This window comes from Johnsonella ignava ATCC 51276, assembly GCF_000235445.1.
GTDB lineage: Bacteria > Bacillota > Clostridia > Lachnospirales > Lachnospiraceae > Johnsonella > Johnsonella ignava.
On the sequence record NZ_JH378830.1, the window covers coordinates 225,413 to 252,218 of the forward strand.

Annotated in this window: 21 protein-coding genes; 16 read left to right on the forward strand and 5 right to left on the reverse strand. The window is 35.5% G+C overall.

All coding sequences use genetic code 11. From position 1 onward, the window contains the following. The first annotated feature begins 147 nt into the window (after positions 1 to 147). The 13 genes from HMPREF9333_RS03490 to HMPREF9333_RS03550 all read left to right on the forward strand — a co-directional run bounded on the left by HMPREF9333_RS03490 (position 148) and on the right by HMPREF9333_RS03550 (position 17,343). Positions 148 to 1,116 (forward strand): hypothetical protein, encoded by a 969-nt coding sequence (locus HMPREF9333_RS03490; RefSeq protein WP_040882141.1) that lies wholly within the window; start codon positions 148 to 150, stop codon positions 1,114 to 1,116. Positions 1,117 to 1,157: 41 nt separating this feature from the next. Then, positions 1,158 to 3,809: a translation factor GTPase family protein gene (locus HMPREF9333_RS03495; RefSeq protein ID WP_005539835.1), complete on the forward strand. Its 2,652-nt coding sequence runs from the start codon at positions 1,158 to 1,160 to the stop codon at positions 3,807 to 3,809. A gap of 164 nt (positions 3,810 to 3,973) precedes the next feature. Next, positions 3,974 to 4,882: a YitT family protein gene (locus HMPREF9333_RS03500; RefSeq protein WP_005539837.1), complete on the forward strand. Its 909-nt coding sequence runs from the start codon at positions 3,974 to 3,976 to the stop codon at positions 4,880 to 4,882. 114 nt (positions 4,883 to 4,996) lie between these two features. Next, the gene (locus HMPREF9333_RS03505; RefSeq protein WP_005539838.1) at positions 4,997 to 6,169 is read left to right on the forward strand and encodes a phosphopentomutase; all 1,173 of its coding nucleotides are present in this window, start codon (positions 4,997 to 4,999) and stop codon (positions 6,167 to 6,169) included. A gap of 169 nt (positions 6,170 to 6,338) precedes the next feature. Then, positions 6,339 to 7,883, forward strand: coding sequence for an ABC transporter ATP-binding protein (locus HMPREF9333_RS03510; RefSeq protein ID WP_005539840.1), 1,545 nt, complete (start codon positions 6,339 to 6,341; stop codon positions 7,881 to 7,883). Then, positions 7,880 to 9,022, forward strand: a complete 1,143-nt coding sequence (locus HMPREF9333_RS03515; RefSeq protein WP_005539842.1) for an ABC transporter permease — start codon at positions 7,880 to 7,882, stop codon at positions 9,020 to 9,022. Before HMPREF9333_RS03510 ends, HMPREF9333_RS03515 begins: the two co-directional genes overlap by 4 nt. Next, positions 9,019 to 9,984 carry an ABC transporter permease gene (locus HMPREF9333_RS03520; RefSeq protein WP_005539844.1) on the forward strand — a complete coding sequence of 322 codons (966 nt, stop codon included), beginning with the start codon at positions 9,019 to 9,021 and terminating at the stop codon, positions 9,982 to 9,984. The genes HMPREF9333_RS03515 and HMPREF9333_RS03520 overlap by 4 nt, the downstream gene beginning before the upstream one ends. 5 nt (positions 9,985 to 9,989) lie before the next feature. Further along, complete coding sequence (locus HMPREF9333_RS03525) at positions 9,990 to 11,318, forward strand: thymidine phosphorylase (protein ID WP_005539846.1); 1,329 nt, start codon at positions 9,990 to 9,992, stop codon at positions 11,316 to 11,318. Beyond that, complete coding sequence (gene deoC, locus HMPREF9333_RS03530) at positions 11,315 to 11,965, forward strand: deoxyribose-phosphate aldolase (protein ID WP_005539849.1); 651 nt, start codon at positions 11,315 to 11,317, stop codon at positions 11,963 to 11,965. Before HMPREF9333_RS03525 ends, deoC begins: the two co-directional genes overlap by 4 nt. A 186-nt stretch (positions 11,966 to 12,151) precedes the next feature. Beyond that, a complete protein-coding gene (locus tag HMPREF9333_RS03535; protein ID WP_005539851.1) occupies positions 12,152 to 13,300 on the forward strand; it encodes a BMP family lipoprotein in 1,149 nt (382 codons plus the stop codon). Between the two features lie 62 nt (positions 13,301 to 13,362). Further along, complete coding sequence (locus HMPREF9333_RS03540) at positions 13,363 to 14,061, forward strand: GntR family transcriptional regulator (protein ID WP_040882142.1); 699 nt, start codon at positions 13,363 to 13,365, stop codon at positions 14,059 to 14,061. Positions 14,062 to 14,148: 87 nt separating this feature from the next. Further along, positions 14,149 to 15,453 (forward strand): aminoacetone oxidase family FAD-binding enzyme, encoded by a 1,305-nt coding sequence (locus HMPREF9333_RS03545; RefSeq protein ID WP_005539853.1) that lies wholly within the window; start codon positions 14,149 to 14,151, stop codon positions 15,451 to 15,453. An 81-nt stretch (positions 15,454 to 15,534) separates the two neighbouring features. Next, positions 15,535 to 17,343, forward strand: coding sequence for an NAD(P)/FAD-dependent oxidoreductase (locus HMPREF9333_RS03550; RefSeq protein ID WP_005539854.1), 1,809 nt, complete (start codon positions 15,535 to 15,537; stop codon positions 17,341 to 17,343). A 53-nt stretch (positions 17,344 to 17,396) separates the two neighbouring features. On the opposite strand, the gene HMPREF9333_RS03555 is transcribed toward HMPREF9333_RS03550, so the two are convergent. The 5 genes from HMPREF9333_RS03555 to HMPREF9333_RS03575 all read right to left on the reverse strand — a co-directional run bounded on the left by HMPREF9333_RS03555 (position 17,397) and on the right by HMPREF9333_RS03575 (position 22,904). Beyond that, entirely contained in the window at positions 17,397 to 18,665 is a 1,269-nt protein-coding gene (locus HMPREF9333_RS03555) for an acetylornithine deacetylase (protein WP_040882143.1), read from the reverse strand. 136 nt (positions 18,666 to 18,801) lie between these two features. Then, on the reverse strand, positions 18,802 to 20,178 hold the full coding sequence (gene argH, locus HMPREF9333_RS03560) for an argininosuccinate lyase (RefSeq protein ID WP_005539856.1): 1,377 nt from the start codon (positions 20,176 to 20,178) through the stop codon (positions 18,802 to 18,804). Positions 20,179 to 20,322: 144 nt separating this feature from the next. Next, positions 20,323 to 21,558 (reverse strand): argininosuccinate synthase, encoded by a 1,236-nt coding sequence (locus HMPREF9333_RS03565; protein WP_005539857.1) that lies wholly within the window; start codon positions 21,556 to 21,558, stop codon positions 20,323 to 20,325. A gap of 376 nt (positions 21,559 to 21,934) precedes the next feature. After that, positions 21,935 to 22,690, reverse strand: coding sequence for a 5-formyltetrahydrofolate cyclo-ligase (locus HMPREF9333_RS12160; RefSeq protein WP_005539858.1), 756 nt, complete (start codon positions 22,688 to 22,690; stop codon positions 21,935 to 21,937). Beyond that, complete coding sequence (locus tag HMPREF9333_RS03575; RefSeq protein WP_005539859.1) at positions 22,677 to 22,904, reverse strand: DUF896 domain-containing protein; 228 nt, start codon at positions 22,902 to 22,904, stop codon at positions 22,677 to 22,679. The genes HMPREF9333_RS12160 and HMPREF9333_RS03575 overlap by 14 nt, the downstream gene beginning before the upstream one ends. A 668-nt stretch (positions 22,905 to 23,572) precedes the next feature. On the opposite strand from HMPREF9333_RS03575, the gene HMPREF9333_RS03580 reads away from it, so the two are divergent. From HMPREF9333_RS03580 to HMPREF9333_RS03590, 3 genes are all read left to right on the forward strand, one after another. Continuing rightward, complete coding sequence (locus tag HMPREF9333_RS03580; RefSeq protein ID WP_005539860.1) at positions 23,573 to 24,124, forward strand: hypothetical protein; 552 nt, start codon at positions 23,573 to 23,575, stop codon at positions 24,122 to 24,124. 201 nt (positions 24,125 to 24,325) lie between these two features. After that, positions 24,326 to 25,126, forward strand: a complete 801-nt coding sequence (locus tag HMPREF9333_RS03585) for a hypothetical protein (protein ID WP_005539861.1) — start codon at positions 24,326 to 24,328, stop codon at positions 25,124 to 25,126. Between the two features lie 445 nt (positions 25,127 to 25,571). After that, positions 25,572 to 26,792 (forward strand): RHS repeat domain-containing protein, encoded by a 1,221-nt coding sequence (locus tag HMPREF9333_RS03590; RefSeq protein ID WP_005539862.1) that lies wholly within the window; start codon positions 25,572 to 25,574, stop codon positions 26,790 to 26,792. Positions 26,793 to 26,806: the final 14 nt, after the last annotated feature.

Genomic DNA, 26,806 nt, shown 5'->3' on the forward strand with positions numbered 1-26,806 from the left:
ATAATTATATAACATTCATTAAAAAAAGATTAAAAAAAAATTACAAAAGGATATTGCAACATGGCTTTAATTGTAGTATCATCTATATAGATGTCTGCTGAAGATTTATTGCAGGCTGACTCTTAGACTTTATTTTGGGGGTATGATATGGATGTTTTAGTACAGTTTTACTCAAACAGCAAATTGAGGAATATGATAGGAGAGATAGTGCTTAAAATCGCCGGAGGACTTATATTGCTGTTTGTACTCATGAATGTGATAAATAACAATATTCCTGCGGTTAAAGAATTAGTTGCTTACTTTAGAAATAACCAGATAACGGTACTTATAAAGCAGGAGCCCTACTGGTTGTATGACTCGGGAGCTTGGACTTTTTTGACAAGGATTATAGGTGAGGCTGGGCTTGTTGTAATTGCCTTAAAGATATTTTACTGGGTTGGTGAGTCTCATGACTGGGTATATATAAAAACTGCCGTTCCGTTCCTTATAGGTTTTAATGCAGGGCTTGAAGGGTCTGTAAATGTAAGTATAATTATATTTGCCATTATTGCGGCAGTAATCGGGGCTTTAATGCTTGATACAGGAAACGGATTTAATGTTGAAGCAATGGAAGATATGCCTATACATGCAATTATAGGCGGAACATTAATAGCACTTCACAATATTATACTGTCTATACTTTCAGGTGCAATAGCTTCAAGGGCGGTTCATCTGTTTGGAAATATGTTTGAAAAGAGAAATCTTGATACTATAAAAGCTATGCTTGGGCTGAATTTCGGCATTGTAATGCAGGTAGTTATGATTATAATTGCAGTATTTTTAAGCGCCGTAATACTTAAGGTGCCTGCCGGTCATTATGAAGCATCGGCATGGGATTATAATGATGATATAATAAAGACGGGAGTATTTGTTTTTCTTGCTTTTATTGTATATGCACTTGTTAAAGCGAGGGTGCCGCTGCTTGCCGCATCAATACCCATAGGGATATTATTTTATCTTTCAAGTCCTTTATACCTGGCAGGAGCGGTTCTTTTAAGAGTTGCTGTAAACATGGAAGGTGCAGGGCAGGATGAGATGGAACCTGATGATTATAATGTTTATCGTCGTCGGCGCTAACTGTTTATAAGTGGGCTTGTGAGGTAATTAAAGGAGGATTTATGGATACATTAAACATAGGTGTACTTGCACATGTGGATGCCGGTAAAACCAGTTTATGCGAAGCCCTTTTATTTGCCGGGAAAAGTATAAAAAGCCTTGGAAGAGTTGACCATAAAAATTCCCTGCTTGATATGTATGCTATGGAGAGGGAGAGAGGAATTACAATATTTTCTAAGCAGGCACGGATTATGCTTGAGAATCTTTGCATAAACCTTATTGACACTCCCGGTCATATGGATTTTTCAGCGGAAACTGAGAGGATACTTTCAGTTATTGATTATGCACTTATTGTAGTTAGTGCAAAGGAAGGGATACAAAGCCATACCAAAGTATTATGGGAGCTGCTTGGTCGCTATGATATTCCTACAATTGTTTTTGTTAATAAAATGGACTATACCGGCATCGATAAGATGGCGGTATTAGGTTTTTTACAGGGAATTAATGATAATATAGTTGATTTTACACAGTATAATCTTGATAAAGGTAATATGTCTTTCTTTGATGAGCTTTCGTATTGTGATGAAAAACTTATGGAGGAATATATTGAAACAGGTGGGATAAGTCCGGGAAGCATTAAAGATGCAATCTCAAAAAGGCTTGTCTTTCCCTGTTTTTTTGGTTCTGCTCTAAAATTTGAAGGGATAAGGCAGCTTCTTGAATTTATGGAGGAATACTGTCTGATTAAAGTATATGGTGATAAATTCGGACTTAAGGTGTATAAGATATCAAGAGACTCTGCAAATATAAAGCTGTGTCATGTCAAGGTAACAGGTGCAAGCCTAAGGGCAAAAATGCCTGTGGGTACTGAAAAGGTTAATGAAATCAGGCTTTACAGCGGCGATAAATATGAAACCGTAGCTGAAGTAAAGTCAGGCGGTATATGTGCCGTAACCGGTTTAAACAATTTGCAAACAGGTGATCTTGTGATAGCTGAAGACATTATAAAAAACAGATTATTTAGTAAACCGGTGCTTTCTTATGAAATGACATATCCGCAGGATATTGATAAAAACAGCTTTTTTAAATGGCTTAACGAACTGTCAGAGTCGGAACCGGAACTTGATATCAGAAAAGAATATTCTAACAATACTATAAGCCTCAAGCTTTTTGGAAATATACAGATGGAAATTTTAAAAAATAGAATCCGGGAACTGTTCGGAAGCAGGGTTTTATTTTCTGAAGGCAGGGTGGTTTATAAAGAAACTCTGGAGAATACGGTTGAAGGAGTGGGACATTACGAACCTTTAAAGAATTATGTGGAGGTACATCTTCTTCTTGAGCCTATTGAGCCTGAAACAGGGCTTGTATTTGATTCAAAGCTTTCTAAAGATATGATATCTGATAATGTTCAGAAGCATATTATATCGCATCTTTCACAGAACAAAGATATAAAAGGAGTTTTAACGGGTTCCGGACTTACAGGTATAAGAATAAGCCTGGTTGCGGTAAAATCAAATATGAAGCACCCGGAAATGGGATATTATTTACAGGCAGTATACAGGGCACTTAGGCAGGGACTTATGCAGGCAAAATGTTTACTTCTTGAACCTTTTTATAATTTTACAATAGAGGCGCCGCAGGAAAGTCTGGGAAGAATTTTATCAGACTTGCAGAACATGTATGCGGTTTTTAAATATGAATTTAAATCGGACATAGTGGAGATAAACGGCTATGCCCCAGTATCATGTATACAGAATTATTCTGAAAAGCTTATTTCATTTACAAAGGGAAATGGAAAAATTTTTTTAAATCCCAGAGGATACGGTATATGCCATAATGAAGAGGAGGTGATTGATACATATGCATATGAGCCGGAACTTGATACGGACAATCCCTCAGGTTCAATATTTTGCGAAAATGGGGACAGCTATTATGTACCATGGGATGAGGTTTTTTCGCATATGTATATCCCGCTTTATCTGGATGAGTTATTAAAGGATTCTATTAAGGATAAAGAGAATGAAGAAATTAAGACGGTAAAAAGTACATATAATGACATGGTTCTTGATGATGAGGAATTGACCGAGATATTTGAACGTACCTATGGCAGGATTAAAAGGCGTACTGCAGACAGGCAGCAAAAGAGAATTATATCTTCAAATAAAGAATATGTTTATAAAAAAATACCTGAGATCAAAGAATATATAATTATTGACGGTTATAATCTTATATTCGCCTCAAAGGAGCTTGGTGCACTTGCCGACTATAATTTGGGAGCGGCAAGAGAAAAGCTTAAAGACATGCTTGTAAACTATCGGGGATATGTACGGGCGGATATAATACTTGTATTTGATGCATATAAAGTAGAAGGGAATTATACACAAATAAATAATTACAGCAATATCTACGTTGTGTATACACAGGAAGCTGAAACTGCCGACCACTATATTGAGAGAACCGTTCATGAGATGTCGGATAAATATAATGTCTGTGTTGTAACTTCTGATTATACGGAACAGATTATAATAAGGAGCAAGGGTTGCAGACTTATGTCATCAAGAGAATTTATAGAAGATATGGAAAGGGTAAGCGTTGAGATAAGAAATGAGCTTCTGGCAGTCAGCCGGAGTAATAGAAAAAATTTTATATTTGATGCATTGCCTAAAGACATAATGGAAAAGATAAATGAAATAAGGGATACAAAGAAATAGGCAGAAAATATACAAAAATTTATTTATAAATGGTATAATAGCCGGGTAAAAATAAGAAAGGAGTTAAATATACGGCTGTTAAATTTAGTCGTATATTATGGCAGTATATACTGCTTTATCTGTATGATATCAATAGTGCTGCCGTTTATCAGGTATTTTATTGGATGAATGAAAAATTTAATATAAAAAAAATATTGAATATGACAACAAAAGAGATTATATACTCAATAATTTTAATTACAATAGGATGCGTAATATACTCATGCGGAATAAATGGCTTTATAATACCGAATAAATTTGCAACCGGGGGAATAGCCGGTGTATCGATAGTTGTAAAATATATAACACATATTCCTACCGGTAATACCAACTTTGTACTTAATACCGTGCTTTTAATAATAGGCTGGCATTTTCTTGAAAAACGTACACTTATATTTACAGGCTATACCCTTGTAGTTATAAGTATATGTCTTAATGTTGTACATCCGACTCCATTTGTGTCAGACAATATACTTATACCTGCAGTTGCGGGAGGTATACTTACAGGAACTGGCATGGGCATGGTAATTATAGGTAATGGGACTACCGCCGGCTCCGATATTATAGCAATGATTATGAAAAAGTATCTCGGCATAGGATTTGCTGCCGGAGTTATGATATGTGATGTTCTGGTAATGTTCTTTTCATGTTTTGTTATAGGTGTTGAAAAGATGATAGTAACCACAATGCTCCTTTTTATAGCAACACAGGTAATGGCATTTCTAACTGAAGGACTTAACAGGAAAAAATCTATTATTATAATAACTGATAAACCTGATGAAGTTGCAGACATAATCCTTACCGATATAAATCGTGGGGTAACTGTGCTTAAAGGCTATGGCTATTATACAAAGGAAGAAAAAAAGGTACTTTATACGGTAGTAAACAGTTATCAGATTATGACTGTACAAAGGCAGATATTACATATAGATCCGAAAGCATTTATATCTATTATGGATACTTATCAGGTTATAGGGCAGGGATTTACCTTCTTTAATCCTGATAATAAAAATAAGGATTTCTTTTTAAGATAGCAAACTGTATTATTTATGACATAAGAGGTTCAATACAGTATGTAAACCTTTGATTATATACCATTACATGAATGTAACAATTAAAATAAATTTAAATCAATATGGAGAAATAATATGGCAGTTAAAAGAATATTTTTTATAGTTCTTGACAGTTTCGGAATAGGATATGCACCTGATGCGGATAAATTTGGTGATTTTGGTTCAAATACATTAAAAAGTATAATGACTTCAAATGAATTTGAAACTCCAAATATGAAAAAAATAGGTTTTTTTAATATTGACGGTATTGATTTTGCGGAGGGGGTTTTAGAGCCCTCAGGAGCTTTCGGAAGGATGCAGGAGGCTTCAAATGGAAAGGATACTACAACAGGGCATTGGGAAATAGCGGGTATTGTATCACCTGAGCCTATGCCCACATATCCTGACGGATTTCCTGATGAAGTGATTGATGTTTTATGCAGACAGACCGGCAGGGGATATTTATGTAATAAACCGTATTCAGGTACGGAGGTTATAAATGATTATGGTCAGGAGCATATGGAAACCGGAAAACTTATAATTTATACTTCTGCTGATTCCGTGTTCCAGATTGCGGCACATGAGGATATAGTTCCTGTTGAAACGCTTTATAAATATTGTGAGATTGCAAGAGATATTTTAAAGGGCAGACATGCGGTAGGCAGGGTTATTGCAAGACCGTTTACAGGCAGTGAAGGAAACTTTACCAGAACTGCAAACCGTCATGATTTTTCTCTGACTCCTCCAAAACCCACTATGCTTGATGCACTTAGTGAAGCAGGTTTTGATACGCTTGGAGTAGGCAAGATTTATGATATATTTGCAGGCAAAGGGGTAAGTTACAGTGTAAGGACAAAGGATAATGATGACGGCATGAAAAAGACGCTTGAGCTTGCCGGCAGGGATTTTAACGGAATATGTTTTGTTAATTTAGTTGACTGTGATATGATTTACGGGCATAGGCGTGATATAGACGGATATGCACGCAGTATAAGTGCTTTTGACAGATGGCTTGGAGATTTTCTAAATATTATAAAAGAAGATGATATAGTTATGATAAGTGCAGATCATGGCTGTGATCCGGGATTTAAAGGAACGGACCATACAAGGGAATATGTTTTATTCCTTGCCTGCGGAGGCATGGTAAAACCCGGAGTTAATCTCGGCACACATAAAACTTTTTCAGATATGGCAGCTACGGTTCTTGATATATTCGGTGTAAAAAATATAACTGACGGTACAAGCTTTAAAGATTGTATTATAGGATAGGCAGGTTTTAGGGCGATACTGTTATAATTCTCAGGAAAACACTGTATAAGTGTTTCTCTTTCTAAAATCGTATTCTCTTTATGCAGTTTATATATGATTTTAGGAATATTCAATTACTTTAAAAACAGAGCTATATAATAAGTTTAAGTTAAGGTCAGGGGGAGATACCGTGGATTATATCATTGAAATGAATCATATAACTAAACAGTTCGGTGATTTTAAGGCAAATGATGACATAACACTTAAGGTAAAAAAAGGTGAGATACACGCACTTTTGGGTGAGAACGGTGCAGGTAAATCAACACTTATGAGTGTACTTTTCGGGCTTTATCGTCCGGAGCAGGGTGAAATAAAAATCAATGGGAAAAAGGTTGATATAAATAATCCAAATGATGCAAATAAGCTTGGAATAGGTATGGTACACCAGCATTTTAAGCTGGTGCATAATTTTACAGTGCTTGAGAGTATAATTTTAGGAAGAGAGGATACCTCTTTATTTGGTATACTTAAAACCGACAAAGCCAGAAAGAAAATCCTTGATTTAAGTCAAAAGTATAATTTCAAAATAGATCTTGATGCATATATATCTGATATAACAGTAGGTATGCAGCAGAGGGTTGAGATACTTAAGATGCTTTACTGCGACAATGACATTTTAATCTTTGATGAGCCTACTGCTGTGCTTACTCCGCAAGAGATAGAGCAGCTGATAAAGGTTATGAAGCAGCTTGCCGATGAAGGTAAATCAATTATATTTATAACCCATAAGCTTAATGAAATAAAGGCGGCTGCCGACAGGTGCAGCGTACTTAGAAAGGGAAAATATATAGGTACGATAGATGTAAAGACAACTACAAAGGAAGTCATGTCTGAGATGATGGTTGGAAGGAAAGTCAGCTTTACAGTAAAAAAGAAGGATATAAAGCCGGGAGCCTCAATACTTGAAGTAAAAAATCTTATATTAAAATCAAAACATTCAGGAAAAAATATACTAAATGATGTCTCATTTCAGGTTAGAGAAGGTGAGATAGTATGTATAGCGGGGATTGACGGCAACGGTCAGTCCGAGCTTATATACAGTATAACAGGTCTCAGGCAGCCTGATAGCGGACAGGTGTTTTTAAACGGCAGGGATATAACTAAGGAAAGTATAAGAAAAAAATCTGACAGCGGTATGGCACATATACCTGAAGACAGACATAAGCACGGTCTTGTACTGGATTTTAATCTTCAGGAGAATCTTATACTTAAGACATATTATTCAAAAAGATTTCAAAAAAATGGATTTTTAAAATTTGATGCTATTAATGAATATGCAGATGAGTTGATTAAAAATTTTGATATACGTTCAGGAAAAGGTGCATATAGTATAGTCAGGGGTATGTCGGGAGGAAATCAGCAGAAAGCCGTAATAGCAAGAGAACTTGACAGAAATCCGGAAGTTATAATAGCAGTGCAGCCGGTAAGAGGGCTTGACGTAGGTGCTGTTGAATATATTCATCATCGCCTTATAGAACAGCGTGATTCAGAAAAAGCCGTACTTTTGGTATCATTTGAACTTGATGAGGTAATGGATATAAGCGACAGAATAATTGTTATGTATGAAGGAGAAATAGTTGGTAACTTCAAACCTGGCGATATTACCGTGGAAGAGTTGGGGCTTTATATGTCAGGTGCGAAAAGAAGCGGTGGAAACGGGGAAAATAAAGTATGAAAAGGGCATTGAAAAATAAAGGAGCCAAAAAGAAGAGTATATTTGAAAATGAAAATACAGTTAATTTCATATCATCTGTGATGGCTGTAATTTGTGGACTCTTATTTGGTTTCATAATACTTTTTATAAGCAGTCCGTCCCAGGCGTATGGCGGATTTTCAATGATAATACAGGGGGGATTTGCAGACGGCATAAGCGGAATAGGAAGGATGCTTTATATAGCAGCACCTATAATAATGACAGGACTTTCAGTAGGATTTGCTTTTAAAACAGGGCTTTTTAATATAGGTGCTTCAGGTCAGTTTACTGCCGGTGCATTTGCTGCTGTATTTGTAGGTGTAAAATGTAATTTTCTTCCGTCAGGTATGCACTGTATTGCAGCACTTTTTGCCGCAATGGCTGCAGGAGCACTTTGGGGAAGTGTGCCGGGGCTTTTGAAGGCTTTTTTTAATGTAAATGAGGTTATTTCATCAATTATGATGAACTACATAGGCATGTATGGTGTAAATATGCTTATTAGGAGATATGTTTACGATAGGATAAAAAATCAGAGTATGCCTGTGAAATCAGCTGCAAATTTAAGCAAGGCAGGGCTTGATAAAATATTTCCGGGTTCAAATATAAATGTCGGTATACTTATAGCGGCAGTTTCCGTTATAGCGGTACATATAATACTGCATAAAACTGTATTTGGCTATGAATTAAAAGCCTGCGGAAAAAATAAAGATGCAAGCCGCTATGCCGGAATAAATGAAAAAAAGAATATAGTTCTTTCAATGGTGATAGCAGGCATGCTTTCAGGGCTTGGAGGTGCTCTCTTATATCTTTCGGACTCAGGCAAATATATGCAGGTACTTGATATTATAGCACCTGAAGGATTTCTGGGCATTTCAGTTGCGCTGCTTGGGCTTTCCGAACCTCTCGGTATATTTCTTTCAGGACTTTTTATAGGTCATATAACGGTCGGCGGAAGCAATATGCAGCTTTTTGATTTTGCACCTGAGGCGATAGATATGATAATTGCCGCCATAGTTTACTGCGGTGCTCTTTCACTTTTATTTAAAGAAATAATCAATAGATTTTATAAAAGAAGTCTTAAAAAAACGAAAACAAAGCAGGAGGATAAAGAAAAACTATGAATGTATTCTATTTTATTATACAACAGACTATGTACTTTGCTATTCCTCTGCTTATAGTTGCACTTGGCGGTATGTACAGTGAAAGAAGCGGTATTGTAAACATAGCACTTGAAGGAATTATGGTAATTGGTGCATTTGCAGGAATATTTTTTATAAATATGGCACAGGCAGGGCGTATAGCAAATTTACATGGAAATACACTGCTTTTGGCAGCGATTTTTGTAGCAGGTGTGGCAGGAGGTTTGTTCTCACTGCTTCATGCATTTGCAGCGGTAAATATGAAAGCTGATCAGACTATAAGCGGTACCGCCCTTAATATGTTTGCACCTGCTTTTGTAATTTTTTCAGCAAGGACTTTTCAGAGAGTGCAGCAGATACCTTTTAATGATGAGTTTCATATCAATAATGTGCCGGTGTTATCAAAAATACCTTGTTTAGGACATATGTTTTTTGAAAACTGTTATATAACAACCTATATAGGTATATTGATTTTTATATTTGCAGCCTTTATAATTCAATATACACGGTTTGGATTAAGGCTGAGATCTTGTGGAGAACATCCCGGTGCTGCGGATTCGGTCGGAGTAAATATTTATATAATACGCTATCTGGGTGTTATAATTTCAGGAATACTTGCAGGTATAGGAGGGCTTGTGTTTGTAGTGCCTACTTCAACAAACTTTAACGCAAGTGTTGCAGGATATGGATTTTTGGCACTGGCAGTTCTTATATTCGGGCAATGGAGAAGCAGAAATATATTTTTTGCTGCATTTTTCTTCGGTATAATGAAAACTTTGGCAAGTGCATATTCAATAATTCCGGTAATAAAGAATCTTTCTGTACCGAATGAAGTCTATAAGATGATTCCTTATATAGCGACGCTTATAGTGCTTGCATTTTCATCCGGAAATTCACAGGCACCTAAAGCTGAAGGCATACCATATGATCAGGGAGACAGGTAATTAAAATGAGAATGTATGATTTGATAATGAAAAAAAGAAATGGAGGCATACTTTCGGGAGATGAAATAAATGAGATTATAAAGGGTTTTGTTGAAGGAAGCATACCTGATTATCAGATGTCGGCACTTTTAATGGCAATATATTTTCAAGGAATGGATCAAAATGAAACCCTTGATCTTACACTTGCACTTGCCGCTTCAGGTGATATGACTGATCTGTCGGGAATTGAAGGTATTAAGGCTGATAAACATTCTACCGGAGGTGTAGGAGATAAAACTACTCTTATAGTTGCACCTATTGTTGCAGCCTGCGGTTTAAAGATTGCAAAGATGAGCGGGAGAGGGCTTGGACATACAGGAGGTACTGTTGATAAACTTGAATCCATACCCGGACTGAGGACTGAATTTACATCTGCAGAGTTTGCCGGTATAGTAAACAAAACAGGGTTATGCATCGCAGGGCAGTCAAAAAATCTTGCTCCCGGAGATAAAAAACTTTATGCCCTTCGTGATGTTACCGCAACTGTTGACAGCATACCCCTTATAGCAGCATCTATTATGAGCAAGAAGCTTGCATCAGGCAGCGATTGTATAGTGCTTGATGTAAAGACCGGAAGCGGTGCTTTTATGAAATCACTTAAAGACTCTTTGGAACTTGCAAAAGAGATGGTTGCAATAGGAACAAATGCCGGACGAAAGGTTGCTGCACTTATAACAGATATGGATATACCGCTTGGATTTAAAATAGGAAACAGTCTTGAGGTGATAGAGGCGGTTGACGTACTTAATAAAAAAGGTCCTGATGATCTTTATACCGTGTGTGAGGCATTGTCTGTCCGCTTACTTGAACTTGCAGGCAAAGGCAGCTATAAAGAATGCACCTGTATGGTAAAAGAAACCCTGGATACCGGAGCTGCACTTGAAAAGCTTATTGAAATGGTTAAGGCTCAGGGAGGAGATGCTTCATATATAAAAGACACATCAAAGTTCAAAAAGGCTCCCTATATGTATGAGGTGAAATCGGCAAAGTCAGGATATATAGCTTTTATGGATACGGAAAAAATAGGAACGGCTTCAACGATGCTCGGTGCGGGAAGGAAGACCAGAGAAAGTCTGATAGATTACAGTGCAGGAATAGTCTTAAAAAAGAAATATGCAGATAAGGTGGCTGAGGGTGAGACTGTGGCAGTATTATATGCTTCAGATGATAAATTGTTTAAAGAAGCTGAGGAAAAATTTATTTCATCAATAATTATAGAGTCCCAAAAGCCTGAAAAAAGACCGTTAATTGCCGCAAGTATAAGCGGTAACAAAGAGGAGGAAATTTATTTATGACGCAGAAGGAAATATTAAGCCATGTTGACCATACTCTTTTAAAGCCATATGCAACATGGGATGATATTCAAAATTTATGCAGGGAAGCTGTAAAGCATAAGACAGCTGCGGTATGTATAGCACCGAATTATATAAAAAGGGTAAGGGCAAAATTTAAAAAAAAGCTTAAAATCTGTACTGTTGTAGGATTTCCACTTGGATTCAGCTCAAAAGAGGCGAAACTTGTAGAAGTAATACAGGCACTTGAGGACGGTGCCGATGAGATAGACATGGTTATAAATATAAGCGATGTGAAAAACGGTGATTTTGATAAAGTGAGTCAGGAAATATCATTGCTAAAGAATGCTGTTGATGATAAAATATTAAAAGTGATTATAGAAACCTGTTACTTAAATGAGGATGAAAAAATCAAGCTGTGTGAGATAATCAAAAAACTTGGGGCTCATTATATAAAAACTTCCACGGGTTTCGGCACTGCAGGTGCCGTTATGGAAGATATACTGCTGTTTAAAAAACATATAGGAAAAGATGTAAAGATAAAAGCGGCAGGAGGTATAAAAACTAGAGAAGATATGGAAGCCTTTTTAAAAGCCGGCTGCGACCGTATAGGCACCAGTTGGGCAGTAAAAAATTTAAAAATGGAATAAATGCTTAGTTTTATATTTAAGTGATGATTTAAGTATCGTTTAAATAGTATAACGTACGGTGTATATTCGTATATAATTATATATATTATATTTAATATATATTTATATAATACAAAATCTGAATTATTCGTATCGTTTACCGGGCTATAATTCAGGCAAATTTTTTAAAATATGGAGGAAAGTTATATGAAAAAGAAAATCTCAGCTGTTATCGTAACGGCAGTACTGGCACTGGGTCTACTTGCAGGTTGTGCTTCAAAACCGTCAGGAGATGCTTCACAGCAGGGAGGAAGCAGTGCACAAGCTTCACAGCAGGAAAACGGTGGTAATGAATCTTCAGGAGGCAACTATGAGCTTGCACTTATAACCGATGTGGGGACTATTGATGACAAGTCTTTTAACCAGGGTTCATGGGAAGGTCTTGAAAAATATGCAAAAGAGCATAATATAACACATAAGTACTATAAGCCGGCTGAAAAATCGGATCAGGCATGTCTTGATGCTATTGATCTTGCAGTCAAGGGAGGAGCAAAGGTTATAGTAACACCGGGATTTCTTTTTGAAAGCCCTGTTTACAATGCACAGACAAAGTATCCAAATATTAAATTTATACTTATAGATGCAGAACCTAAGACTGCAGATTCTGCAGAAATAAAAGATAATGTGCTGTCTATATTTTATGCGGAAGAACAGGCAGGCTATCTTGCAGGTTATGCGGCTGTAACTGAGGGCTATCGTGAGCTTGGATTTATGGGAGGTTTGGCAGTTCCGGCAGTTGTGCGCTTTGGCTACGGTTATGTACAGGGAGCTGATGCCGCTGCAAAAAATCTTGGACTTGATAAGGGAGCAGTTAAAATAAAATATACTTATGTAGGAAATTTTGATGCTTCACCTGAGAATCAAACTAAGGCGGCAGCCTGGTATAATGAAGGTACCGAATGTATATTCGCATGCGGCGGCGGAGTAGGCAATTCGGTTATGAAAGCTGCTGAAACCGCACAAAAGGTTGTTATAGGTGTCGATGTTGACCAATCTGTGGAATCTGAAACGGTTATAACTTCTGCGATGAAAAATCTCGGCGATTCAGTATACAGTGCGATTGCAGACTATTATGACGGAAAATTTGAAGGCGGAAAGAAATTAACTCTTACAGCAAAGGAAAACGGAATTGAACTTCCTATGGAAACATCAAAATTTAAAAAATTTACAAAAGATGATTATGATAAGCTTTATAAGGGGCTTCAGGATGGTCTTATTGAGGTGAAGAAAGATACTGATATAAGTGATTTAAAATCATTAAATACGGAAGTTGTAGAAATTAATGAGATTAAATAACAGTTTAAGCTGAAGCCGGCAGCATACAGCAGCGGCTTATTATAAAGGAAGGCAGGTATATAATGCAGTCTCAAAAATGGTCCAATAATATAATGTCTTCCGGTGAAGTTTATGAAGATATGAAAAAAAGGATTGTAAATCTTGAGCTTGAGCCTAATCAGGTTATAAGTGAAAATCAGATGTGCTATGAATATGGTGTATCAAGATCAGTTATAAGAACGGTATTTTCAAAACTTCAGCAGATTAATTTTATAGATATATATCCGCAGAGGGGAACTTGCATATCACCTATGGATTTAAGCCATATATCGGATCTCTTGATGCTGCGTACAGCGGTTGAAAAAGAGGTTATATATGAGGTCTTTACCAATCTGGATAATTATGCAAAAAGTGCACTTGTAGAAAAGCTTTATGAAAATATTAAAAAACAGGAGCATTGCAGAAATGAAAAAAATTATAAAGGTGATTTTCCTAAATATGACACTGAATTTCATGATATTATGATAAATAGTGTAAACAGGTCCTCTTTATTTGAAATAATAAGTGATGGTATGCTGCATATAGCAAGGTGGAGAAATTTTGTAGTTCCGTATAATAACAGAATTCCTAAACTTATAGATGAACATAAGATGATATTTGAATCTATAAAGGAAGGTGATCTTGCAAAAGCCCAGCGTGCTATGGCGAATCATCTTGAAACTGTCTCGGAAATAGCAAGCAGAGCTACTTCGGAGTATCCCGGGTATTTTAAGATAAAGTAAAGTGCCTGTGTGGTATCTTAATTCTTTTAAACTTCGGGTTTATAAAATTAATTATTATAAAATATGAAGTAGGCAGGTTAATAAACGGTGGAAATCGGAATTATAGGTGCTGGCGCTTCCGGTCTTATGGCGGCTGTAAATGCAGCCGCCTCAGGTATAAGGGTAAGACTGCTTGAGCATAATGATCTTCCCGGCAGGAAGATTTTAGCTACAGGCAATGGTAAATGTAATTTTACAAACATGAACTTATCGCCACAAAACTATTACTCAAAAAAAGGCTCATTTGTTTCAAAAGTTATTGATATATTTTCAAATATTGATAGTATAAATTTTTTTAAAAACCTTGGAATAGAGCCTTTTGATAAAAACGGCTATGTATACCCGACTTCACAGCAGGCATCCAGTATACAGCAGGCTTTGCTGTATGAATGCAGGAGACTCGGTGCGGAGATAATAAATGAATGTAGTATAAATGATATAATGATTAACAAATATAGAGTAGAAAGTACAGCTAAAGTTAAAGATATCTCTGAGTCAAAAACTGTAATCAAAAATACTCCGCTAAAAAAATATAATTTTACACTCTCAACAAATAGAGGTTCATTTTATTTTGACAGGCTTATAATCGCTGCCGGTTTGAAGGCAGCTCCGGTTACAGGCTCTGACGGTTCAATACTTGAGATTATTAAAAGACTCGGCTATAAAATCATAACTCCGCTGCCTGCACTCTGTCCGTTGTTTTGCGAGAATAAGAGGTTTTTTAAAAAAGTGAGCGGTGTTCGTGTGAGAGCGGAGCTTAACCTTTTTATCAATGATAAATTTGTATTTTCAGATATAGGAGAGGTTCAGCTCACTGATTACGGTATTTCCGGCATACCGGCATTTCAGCTTGCAAGATTTGTTTCAAAGGCGCTCTCAAAAGGGGAAAAGACCGAGCTTTCAATGAATTTTCTGTATTTTGTTAAAAATCAGAAGGAATATTTTAAAAAGCGTGTAAACATGGAAACTTTAGAAGAGCTGGCGATGCTCGGAAACGGTCTTTTAAATAAAAAACTGTGGCTTGCACTATTGTCCGAGGCGAAATTAAGTCCTTCTTTAAAAACTGCTGATTTAAGCAGCGGGGCATTTAATGCACTGTTTCATATGCTTGTAGGTTTTAAATTTCGTGTTGTACGGACAGCTGATTTTGATAAGGCTCAGGTCTGCTGCGGCGGGGTGGATTTGTCGCAGATAGAGCCTTGCAGCATGGAGTCAAGACTCCATAAAGATCTGTATTTTGCAGGTGAGATAATGGATATTGACGGCATGTGCGGAGGATATAATCTCCAGTGGGCGTGGGCAAGCGGTTATATTGCAGGTAAAAGTGCAGGCGGTGCTTTAAAAAAAGTTTAATTTAAATAGTATTTTATTTTTTAATTAAAATAATTTAAATGATTTTAATACAATAAATACTGCAAGGTTGTATTGTTTATTATGATAAGAATTAACGAACTTGAACTTGAAGTAGGGCATAGTGAAGATGACCTTATAAATAAGATTTCAAAAATACTTGCCATACAAAGAACAGGTATTTTACATTATAATATTATTAAAAAATCAATAGATGCACGGGATAAATCCCGTGTAAAATTTTCTTATAAGATAGATGTAAAAGCAGATAATGAGGATTATGTGCTTAAACGACTGTATAATTCAAATAAAAAATATAAAAAGAAACTCAAAGACAGTACCGGTTTAAAAGGTTTTGATCTAAAGAGCAATGTATATAAGACTGAACAAATGTCTTATATATCCGATATATTATCTAAAGAGAAAATTATAAAAAATATTTCTGATATTCAAAATACATTCCATAGTGCCGGCAGGCTTAAATATCGCCCTGTTATAGCCGGTTTTGGACCGGCAGGCATATTCTGTGCTCTTATACTTTCAAGAGCCGGATTTTCACCACTAATAATTGAAAGAGGGGACGAGGTTGATAAAAGAGCTGCTGTCGTAGATGATTTCTGGAATGGAGAGACGGTTGATACAGATTCAAATGTTTCATTCGGGGAAGGTGGTGCTGGAACTTTCAGCGATGGTAAGTTAAATACTATGGTTAAGGATTATATGGGGAGAAGCGGTGCAGTTTTAAAGACGCTGGTTGATTTCGGTGCCGATACGGATATCCTTTATATAAATAATCCGCATATAGGAACTGACAAACTTAGAGGTATTATTAAAAATATAAGGAATGAAATAATAAGACTTGGCGGAGAGTTCAGGTTTTTGACAAGACTTGAAAAAATAAACTTTTTTGAAAATGATTTGGAAAATAATTCAAAAGATGTTTTTAAAAATTTACCATATAAAAAAAGACTTAAATCAGTTACGGTATCTTATGAAATTCCACAGGAAAAAAAAGGGCAGGACAAAAAAAGAAGGTATGAGGAGATTGATACCGACTGTCTTGTAGCAGCTATAGGTCATAGTGCAAGGGATACTTTTAAGATGCTTTATGAAAATCATGTATATATTGAACAAAAACCTTTTGCAGTAGGTATACGCATGGCACATAAGCAGGATTTTATAAGTGATTCACAATATGGACCTAAATATGCAAGGCTTCTGCCTCCGGCATCATATAAGCTTACCGCAAAAACATCAGGAAACAGGGGAGTATATTCTTTTTGTATGTGCCCTGGTGGATATATAGTAAACGCCTCTACTGAAAAGGGCATGCTTGCTATAAACGGTATGAGCTATCACGCAAGAGACGGTGAATATGCCAACTCCGCAATCATAGTTACAGTAAATCCTCAGGATTTTTTATCTGAACATCCGCTTGCCGGTATAGAATTCCAGAGAAAACTTGAGAAAAAAGCTTATGAAGCGGGAGAAGGAATGATTCCTGTACAGCTTTTAGGCGATTTTTTGAATAAAAAATCATATATGCGAGGCGGCATAGCGGATTTTGACTGTTTTAGGGGCAGGGCATGTTTTGCATCTGTAAATGAAATACTGCCGGATTTTATTTATAATGCAATCTGTGAGGCTGTTCCTATATTTGAAAGAAAAATCAAAGGCTTCGGTGCAAAAGATGTTATAACTGCCGGAATTGAAAGCAGAACTTCATCACCTGTGAGAATTTTAAGAGATAAATTATGTATATCATCTGTAAAAGGACTTTTCCCGTGCGGTGAGGGTGCAGGCTATGCGGGAGGTATTACCAGCGCTGCCATGGATGGTATAAAAGTGGCAGAGAGTATAATAAAAGATTTTTATTCTATTGATAATATATAGTTAGTCAAATACTTTTGATACCCACATCATACTATAATAAAAATCTCACATAGCTATTTTTTACTGTTACACCATTCAAATATAAAATCTCCCATTATTTTCATAAAATTAATAAGTTCCTTTTTATCTGCCGATTCATTATTTGAATGTGCTTCTTTTAATTCTCCGGGACCGAAACATGCCGCAGGTATATTGAAGCTGCTGAACCATCCGCTGTCATTAACCGTTGTTGACATGTTTACAACCGGATTTTTACCTGTAACATTATAATATGAAGCTGCAAGTGTTTTAAACCCCGGGTGATTTGTATCAAGTTCAAGAGAAGGAAATATCTCGCCTTTATCAGCAATCATGGAACGTCCGCCCCATTTTATGGAGGGAGGATTTTTTCTAAGCCACGGGTCCGCCATAGCTATAGCGTTTATATAACTGTCAATTTCAGATGTTATATCATCGACCTTTTCATCAGGATAAAAATGAACTGTGATCCATAGTGAACATTCATCTGCCATAAATGCGGGATTGGTGCCTCCTTTTATAAATGCAGGATTGATAGTATTTGTACCGCTTGGGAATCCGGGGTAGCTTTTTGTAACAGCCCAGTGCCTTTCAAGGCTTTGAAGCCCCTGTATTATATTTACCATCTTTTCCACTGCACCTGCTGAAAATATGCCGCCTCCTGCATGAACTATATTTCTTCTGTTTCCGTCATGATAGGTAACAGGACTTTTTATCGTGATCAAGCCTGTTATACAACCGCCCTGACCTTGGATTTCAAGTGATGAGGTATCTGATACAAGTGCGTAGTCGGCAGTATAGCCTTTTTCTAAAAGCTCACGTGTACCTGCTTCACCGGCTTCTTCTCCGACTGCACTTTGAAACAGTATATCGCCTTTAAGTACTATATTATTTTGATGAAACAGTTTTAGTAAAAGCAGGTTTGCCGCTATGGCGGATTTCATATCACTTGTTCCCCTGCCGTACAGTCTGCCGTTTTTTTCATGAAGCTTAAACGGATTGGTATTCCATTCATTTATATCTGTAATTGCAGCGACATCAACATGCCCGTTTAATATTAAACTGTTATATTTATCAGATTCACTGCCTTTTTTGATACCTGCCAGAAGTACATCATCCTTAAAAAAATCATAGGTATCAACATTAAAATCTATTTTTTCCAAATATCTTTTAATATATTCCTGTATATTTCGGGTATTTCTGGCAGGAGGGCTTACTGTTTCAAATTGTATCAGATCATCCAGCAGTTTAAGAAGTTCATCTTCACTGTTTTCTATAATTAAATGCAATTCCTTTTTATCCATGAATTTCACCGCCTTTTTATTATTAAAGATATATTATTATTTGGTGATATAATTTATCAGCAATATAATTTAATATATATAAATTAAAATAGTTTATATGCTATATATAGCATTTGTATATTAAATATATAATATATTAAAATGATTGACAGCAGCTTATTGCAAAATCAATCTGCCTTTTAACTTCATCAGGTGCAGGTCCTCCGGTTACATTACGGTTATTTACACATTCTATAAGTGAAACTGCCTTATATATGTCAGCATCAAAATAAGGGCTTGCCGCTTTATACTCATCAATATCCAGTGTCTCAAGAACTTTTGAATTTTTTATACAGTATTTTACAAGCTGCCCGACTATCCGGTACGCCTCTCTAAATGGAATACCTTTTTTAACAAGGTAATCCGCACAGTCGGTAGCATTTATAAATCCCTCTGCAGCTGCCGAATTCATATTATCCTCAAGTACCTTCATACTCTCAAGCATAGGAGCAGCCGCCTTAAGACAGGCACATACCGTATCAAAACAGTCAAAAAGTGCCTCTTTATCCTCCTGCATGTCTTTGTTGTAAGCAAGAGGAAGCCCTTTCATCATACATAATAATCCTTGGAGATTTCCAAAAACCCTACCGCTTTTGCCACGAATAAGCTCACATATATCAGGATTTTTTTTCTGAGGCATAATTGAACTTCCTGTCGCAAAGGCATCATCAAGCTCTATAAAATTAAATTCACGACTGCTCCACAATATAATTTCCTCACTAAAACGTGAAAGATGTACCATTATAATGCTTAATGCAGATGCCGCTTCAATTACAAAATCACGATCGCTGACTCCGTCAAGACTGTTTTGTGAAATTTGTAAAAAACCAAGCCGTTCCTTTACAAATTCACGATCTATATTATGTGTTGTAGCAGCTAAGGCTCCACTTCCCAGCGGCATAACGCTACACCTTTTTTGTGCATCATCAAGTCTTGAGATATCCCTTATAAACATTTGTACATATGCCATAAGGTGGTGTGCAAATGTGATTGGCTGTGCAGGCTGAAGATGTGTATAGCCGGGCATAATACTGTAAACATGTTTCTGTGCTTTATTGCATAAAATTTTTATGAAATCTTTAAGGAGGTCTTTTATACTGCCAAGCCTCTTTATAGTGTACATCCTTGTATCAAGTGCCACCTGATCGTTTCTGCTCCTTGCGGTATGCAGCCTTTTTCCAGCATCGCCGCATCTTTTAGTAAGCTCCTCTTCTATAAACATATGTATGTCTTCAGCATTTTCATCTATTATAAGAGTACCGTTTGCGATCTCATTTTTTATATCTGAAAGGTTTTTTACTATATCATCTAAATCTTTTTCGCTTATTATGCCCTGTGCACAAAGCATCTGTGCATGTGCCGTACTTCCGTCTATATCTTCTTCATACATACGGCTGTCAATATTTATTGAAGAATTAAAATCATTCAGCCTTTTATCAGCCTCTTTTTCAAATCTTGCTCCCCATAATTTCATTATTTAATTAAAAGATCCGGATGTATAGGCTAAAAATACAGTATATAAGTATAAATATATAAAATAAATACATAAAATATTATACTGTATTAATAGCCTGCATCAGGATCGTCCTTTCAAAATATATTTAAATTTTTTATAGTTCTATTTAATATCTTTATTTTTTAACTGTATTGCCCTTATTTTTATAGGCAGTCCAAAGAGGCTTATAAATCCTGCCGAATCATTATGATTAAATGAATCATCCTCACCGAAGCTTGCAATCTGTTCGGAGTAGAGTGAAGTAGGCGATGTAATGCCTGCCGGTATTATATTTCCTTTATAAAGCTTAAGTTTAACTTCACCGTTCACATTTTGACTTGCACTGTCAGCAAAGGCACTTAATGCCTCTCTTAATGGTGTAAACCATTGTCCGTTATATACAAGCTCACCGAATCTTACAGCTATAAGCTGTTTATAATGCATTGTATCTTTATCAAGTGTTATGCTTTCAATAAGCTCATGTGCTTTATATAATATTGTGCCTCCCGGAGTTTCATAAATCCCCCTGCTTTTCATACCTACAAGGCGATTTTCGACCATATCAACTATACCTATGCCGTTTTCTCCGCCTATTTTATTAAGTTCTAAAATAAGATCTACCGGCTCCATTTTCTTTTTATTAATTGATACCGGTATTCCTTTTTCAAAACCTATACTGATATAGCATTCTTTATCAGGTGCTTTCTGTGGAGTTACCCCAAGTTCAAGTATTTTATCGTATTCAGGTTCATTTTCCGGATTTTCAAGATCAAGCCCTTCATGTGAAAGATGCCATATATTCTTGTCTTTTGAATAATTTGTTTCTTTACTAATCTTTAAAGGTATATTATGACGTTTTGCATATTCTATCTCATCTTCACGGGATTTAAGCTCCCAGTTTCTCCAAGGTGCTATAACTTTCATTTCAGGAGCAAATGCCTTTATTGCAAGTTCAAATCTTACCTGATCATTTCCTTTTCCCGTGCAGCCATGGCATATAGCATCGGCACCTTCTTTTACAGCTATATCAACAATAGCTTTTCCAAGTGCCGGACGTGCAAATGAAGTACCAAGCAAATATACATCTTCATACTTTGCACCTGCCTTTAAGCACGGGAATATATAATCCTTTACAAAAGTTTCCTTAAGGTCTACTATATAACATTTTGAAGCTCCGGTTTTTTTTGCTTTTTCCTCCAGACCCTCAAGTTCATCTTCCTGTCCAACATCGCCTGATACAGCTATAATTTCAGCATTATTATAATTTTCTTTAAGCCATGGTATCATAACTGAAGTATCAAGTCCTCCTGAATAAGCAAGCACAATTTTTTTTATTGATTCATCATTTGATTTTTTCATAAACTTAAGCCTTTCTTTTATACTACTTTTTTAAATCTTATTGATTTATGTATATTTATAAACATAATAAACCTAAAACAGCGGATTGTCAAGGTATTTATTCAAAAATATGTATAAATATTCAATGGAGTTTTCATTAAAACCTTAGGTATCCAAAGTTGTAGGATCTTAAAAATAAATCATATATAAACCTAAAATCTCATAAAAATGGTGAAAAGAAATAGTGCCGGGCAGCTGCAATTATTGACTGTTTTTTAATTTTTATTAATATGAAAAAACTTAATCAATACTTATATAAATTTTATTAAAGTATATTATATTTAATATTCAATTATAGTATCATACCTGATTAGTTGCCATATATTCAATTATAGTATCATACCTGATTAGTTGCCATATATTCCATTATAATATCATAACTGTCATAGGGAATGTCGTATATCTGGAAATCAAATGCAATACCTACAAGTACTACATTGTTAAAATCACATGCTCCTTCAAAATATTTATCATAATAACCTGCACCATAACCCATTCTATGACCGTTTTTTGAAAATCCGACACCGGGAACAAGAACTATTACCGTATTGTTTTTATCTGCTGCAAGTGCCTTAAAGTCAATTTTATGTACATTATCATTTTGGATTACGGGTTCAAGTATGCCGAAATGCCCGGGAGCGAAATCATCTTCTGAGGCGGCAGTATAAAACTCCATCTTTTTATTTTCTATTTTAGGAAAGGCAAGTTGTATATCCGTATATCCGCTTTCTGAAAATATCTCCTTATTCCAAAGCTTCTTGATAAGCTGTATAAGATCAACCTCATTGCCCTTTGCCCTATATGCGAATATATAAAGATTTCTGATGTATTTTTTGCCGGAAAAATCGTTAATTACATTATTTTGATAAATTGTATCGTTGCCGGTGTTTTTGTTATCGATGTTTTTATTATAAGAGTTTTTATCTAAGATATTTTTAATAATATTTTCTGCTTTATTTATTATATTCAGTTCTTTTTCAGATTTCTTTGATATATCCATTCCGTCTCTTAAAGCTATAAGTTTTTTTCTTATTTTCTTTTTTAAATCATCTGATGGTATGTCATTTATTTTAGCATTATTATGATTTATCATCCTTTATACCTCCATGTTTTTTGCCAAGATCGGTGATACTGCCGTCGGGTTCAAGTATAGATATATTATTTAGGCTTGCCGTCAGGTTGGCTCTGATCGCTGCAAGATACTCCTGTCTAAGGAAAGCCTGTTCCTTTTTCTCATCTTCAGTAAGCCCCGTTTCTCTTTGTTTTCTTGCAAGTTCATTTATTCTGTTTATGTCTTCCTGTTTCATATTGTTTAATCCTCGTTTTTAATATAGGATACTCTATTACAATGTATTATGCAATGAGCTGTTTTAAAAACTTGAAATTAATTTATACTGTAAGTTAAGATATTTTTATTTATGCTTTTTATGATATTATCATAAACGGTTCATATTAAAATTTTTGAAGACAGTATTGACAGTGTAAAAATTTTATGATATTCTTAAAAAAATATTAAGAATATCAGCTAAAACTTATAGATTAACAGTTCATCAAAACAGTCGGATATTTATATATTTATGTACGTTTAAATAATTAGATATATTGATATAAGTCTGTATAAATTGATGAATGTTTGGATAAGCCCATATACATAGCTGATAGGTTCTGATATATTTTTATGATTTGCGCAGTTTTACAGCTATTAAATTAAAAATGATTTATCGAAGCGTATCCCTGAACTGGCATTAAAAACAGCCGGGAAAACACATGTCATGTTATATAGAAGGAGGGAATACATGATGAAGAAAAAGGGTAATTCAGCTATTTCAATTAACGTGTTAAAGCACGAAAAGAATCACCTGCACAGGTACAGGTCGAACTTTGCTTTTTAAAGAGAATCACAGCACTTTTTATGTCATTTTTAATGGCATTTAATAGTGCTGTTTTTTTATACCCTGCTTCCCTGCAGGGTGTAATGGCAGCACCTTTGGACGGCGCAGAAGGGGGAAGCGGCAATTTTAAAATTGCTACTCCCTCGCAAGCCGGAAAAAATCATTACTTTAAAGAACCGGATAGGAATTCGCCAAATACCGATAATGAGGACTTATCGGCTAAAGAAAATATTGCCGAAACAAATAAATCGGAAACGTCAACTTTTTATATTGATAAAGGTGATGTAGAGATAAAGGACGGCAGTTTAGATGTACAGGGAGACTGGCACTCATCCAATACAACAGCCGCAGGAAGTTTTATAATGGATGAGGGAAAAGTAAGTATAAAAGGTGAAGGTATAGGGCTTGACATCTTAAATGAAACGGTAAAAAACGGCGGAGAAGCGGATATTGAAACTTACGTGCACAGGTCGGGTGTCGCATCATCCGACTTTACAGTAAATGACGGTAAAATCAAGGCAAAAGTTTCAGGAAATAATGACGGTATCGAAAACTGCCATGCCATAAGTGCTTCATGCATAAAAATATCGAGAGGCAGTCTTTTGCTTACTAAAAATAGGAGACAAAGAATGTGATTATCACTGGTATGTATATGATAAGGAGGAAGAGGTATGGGGTAATAAGAACGGTAGATGGCGTGCAACTGATAAAGCATTAGACTCTAACGGGAAAGAAGGAGATACTATTACTGATTATAAAACAGCAGCAGAGTTATTAGGATATACCACTATGCTTGGAGAGTATTATATTACAAGAAAGAACGGAGAGGCATTTTAATGAAAAAGATTATAAAACCTGTGTTTGCACTTGTATTAATAACAATGGGAGTAATTGTATTGATGAAAATGAATAAAATATGGGCATTGAACCATGAACAAAATCCGAATGAAGCATCGGAGCTGAAATCTGAACAAAATCTGAATGAAGCATCGGAGCTGAAATCTGAACAAAATCCGAATGAAACATCGGCACTGAACTCTAAGAAAAATCTGAATGTGGAATATTTTATCAGTGGCATTGATTCCGATACAACATATAAAGATCTGGAACGGGAAATAGGTCCGGTTACCGGTTTTATAGGTTCCGGAGTTATCAGAAAATATTATGAGACAGAAGGTCTGATTTTTCTGGATTATTGGAGTCATGCACTATCGGAAGAAGGTACAGTTATCAAGTTTATGGTGCAAGACACTTCCAGAAATTACAAGGGATTAATTATGTATGTTGAAAAATATTTTAAAAGTACTGAATATATAAAGAAACTTTTTGCTGAGGGGAAAATCATTTCAGATGTAGATAAAATAGAAATAAATCCAAGACAATTTTTTGATTTAAATTATGAATATACATATGAAGATATAGTAAATTTATATGGTAAACCTCATGGTATAACTGATAATAATAGAATATACTATCATATCAATTCATACTATGTATTTTTCCAGGTTAATTTTTCTTCTAATTCGGAAAGTAAGCTGAATTATATAGATTTATACTCAGAGGATGGAAAGTTCAAATGTCGTATACAATATGCACCTCAATTTATAAACGGTTCATTGAATATATTTTATGATTAAGACTCAGTGTGCCGTGATGTAAATGATGGTATAGCAGATCATTACTGTAATAATCAGTAAAGCTGAAGGTGGATATTTGAAATATGCCGAAAATACTGAAAATAGATTTGACAAAGATCGTTATAAGCATTTCCTGTATGAAAATTGCGGGGGTTTATGTTATTACTATATGGTTTTGATTTGATTTATGTAGGATTCTCTAAGGAAACGATGATTCAATCATCATTTCCTTAGAGATGATGCAGATGTAATAGAATTAAAATCTGAAAAGTATCATACAACTTATCGGGTAAATATGCAGTTTTACCGGTAGTTAATCCTGATGATGACTATCATTGGTATCGGCAGGATATTGATGGAACATGGTCTCATAAACCGGGTTTAACAAAGGTTATTACAGGGGTTGAAAATCCTAAAAAAGATGCGAGAAAAAGGGGGTATACACATGACTTGGGATTTTACTATATCAGCAAAAAATAGATATCTGAAAGGAAAGAATATAAAAATATTATTACTAAGCTTATTGCTTATATTGCTATTTATGTTAATATTTATATATAAAAAGAATGATATGTATGAAATTGATGCCGCAACAAAGTATAAATTTGAATCACTAATGGGAAAATCAGAATATGAAATAACATTAGTACTGGGAAAAGAAGATAAATATGAAGGTTCAGGATATCCTCATCCGGTATATATTTTAGATAATGGTATAGAGGTAAAGCTTATTTTTGTACATGCCTATGATTTAGAGTATGGAAGTAAGTTGTGGAGAATAGTGTATAAAAAAGACGGAAAGATTATTCGTGATGTAAGGACAAAATTAAATAATTTTAAAAGTACATATACTGCGGCAGGAAAACTTGATAGCGTAACCGACTCGACAGGGGCAAAGATACTTTATGAATATAACGGAAACGGGCTTCTTACAGGTATAACGGATGCAAACGGTCATAAAAGCAGCTTTGAATACAGTATACTTGGAAATCCGCTCCATATGTTGGACGGCTCAGGTGCAGGAGTTTCATACAGCTACAATGAAGCCGGACAGCTTACAGGCATAATAAATGATGGAGCACAAAAGGGAATATCATATGAGTATGACAGTCTTGGAAGGTGTATAAAAGAAACCGATGCAAGAGGATATTCGATATCATATGAGTACGATCCTGCAGGCAATCTGATAAAAACAACCGATGCTTTCAAAAGAGCTGAAATAATAAAAAGAGATCCTATGGGAAGGATGACAGGCATAGAAAATAAAGGCATACAAAACGATACCTTTAAATTTTCCTATGAGTATAATGCAGCCGGAGATATAACCGGGATTACAAAGCCCGATAAAAGTGTTGAGCAAAGAAGCTATGATTCTATGGAAAGGCTTGTAAAAGTTGATATGGACGGGATACAGTCGGGTATATATACATATGACAGCACAGGCAATCTTAAAAATAAGACTGAGAATTTAAGCGGTGTAAAAATCGAATCCGAATATAAGTATGATAAAAACAACAGGTTTATAGAGGAATATATACCTCGAACCAGCCCTAGAAGAAGCAGATATTCTTATGACGGATTTGGAAATATAGTAAATGAATATAAGGAGGGATCCGGAAAAAGTGCACCTGTAAATACATGCTACGAATATAAAAGCTTAAAATAAGTAGGAGGGTTTTA

Coding starts and splice junctions, on each gene's coding strand:
- HMPREF9333_RS03490 (WP_040882141.1), top strand. CDS start 148: ATGGATGTTTTAGTACAGTTTTACTCAAACAGCAAATTGAGGAATATG.
- HMPREF9333_RS03495 (WP_005539835.1), top strand. CDS start 1,158: ATGGATACATTAAACATAGGTGTACTTGCACATGTGGATGCCGGTAAA.
- HMPREF9333_RS03500 (WP_005539837.1), top strand. CDS start 3,974: ATGAATGAAAAATTTAATATAAAAAAAATATTGAATATGACAACAAAA.
- HMPREF9333_RS03505 (WP_005539838.1), top strand. CDS start 4,997: ATGGCAGTTAAAAGAATATTTTTTATAGTTCTTGACAGTTTCGGAATA.
- HMPREF9333_RS03515 (WP_005539842.1), top strand. CDS start 7,880: ATGAAAAGGGCATTGAAAAATAAAGGAGCCAAAAAGAAGAGTATATTT.
- HMPREF9333_RS03520 (WP_005539844.1), top strand. CDS start 9,019: ATGAATGTATTCTATTTTATTATACAACAGACTATGTACTTTGCTATT.
- HMPREF9333_RS03525 (WP_005539846.1), top strand. CDS start 9,990: ATGAGAATGTATGATTTGATAATGAAAAAAAGAAATGGAGGCATACTT.
- deoC (WP_005539849.1), top strand. CDS start 11,315: ATGACGCAGAAGGAAATATTAAGCCATGTTGACCATACTCTTTTAAAG.
- HMPREF9333_RS03535 (WP_005539851.1), top strand. CDS start 12,152: ATGAAAAAGAAAATCTCAGCTGTTATCGTAACGGCAGTACTGGCACTG.
- HMPREF9333_RS03540 (WP_040882142.1), top strand. CDS start 13,363: ATGCAGTCTCAAAAATGGTCCAATAATATAATGTCTTCCGGTGAAGTT.
- HMPREF9333_RS03550 (WP_005539854.1), top strand. CDS start 15,535: ATGATAAGAATTAACGAACTTGAACTTGAAGTAGGGCATAGTGAAGAT.
- HMPREF9333_RS03555 (WP_040882143.1), bottom strand. CDS start 18,665: ATGGATAAAAAGGAATTGCATTTAATTATAGAAAACAGTGAAGATGAA.
- argH (WP_005539856.1), bottom strand. CDS start 20,178: ATGAAATTATGGGGAGCAAGATTTGAAAAAGAGGCTGATAAAAGGCTG.
- HMPREF9333_RS03565 (WP_005539857.1), bottom strand. CDS start 21,558: ATGAAAAAATCAAATGATGAATCAATAAAAAAAATTGTGCTTGCTTAT.
- HMPREF9333_RS12160 (WP_005539858.1), bottom strand. CDS start 22,690: ATGATAAATCATAATAATGCTAAAATAAATGACATACCATCAGATGAT.
- HMPREF9333_RS03575 (WP_005539859.1), bottom strand. CDS start 22,904: ATGAAACAGGAAGACATAAACAGAATAAATGAACTTGCAAGAAAACAA.
- HMPREF9333_RS03580 (WP_005539860.1), top strand. CDS start 23,573: ATGGCAGCACCTTTGGACGGCGCAGAAGGGGGAAGCGGCAATTTTAAA.
- HMPREF9333_RS03585 (WP_005539861.1), top strand. CDS start 24,326: ATGAAAAAGATTATAAAACCTGTGTTTGCACTTGTATTAATAACAATG.
- HMPREF9333_RS03590 (WP_005539862.1), top strand. CDS start 25,572: ATGACTTGGGATTTTACTATATCAGCAAAAAATAGATATCTGAAAGGA.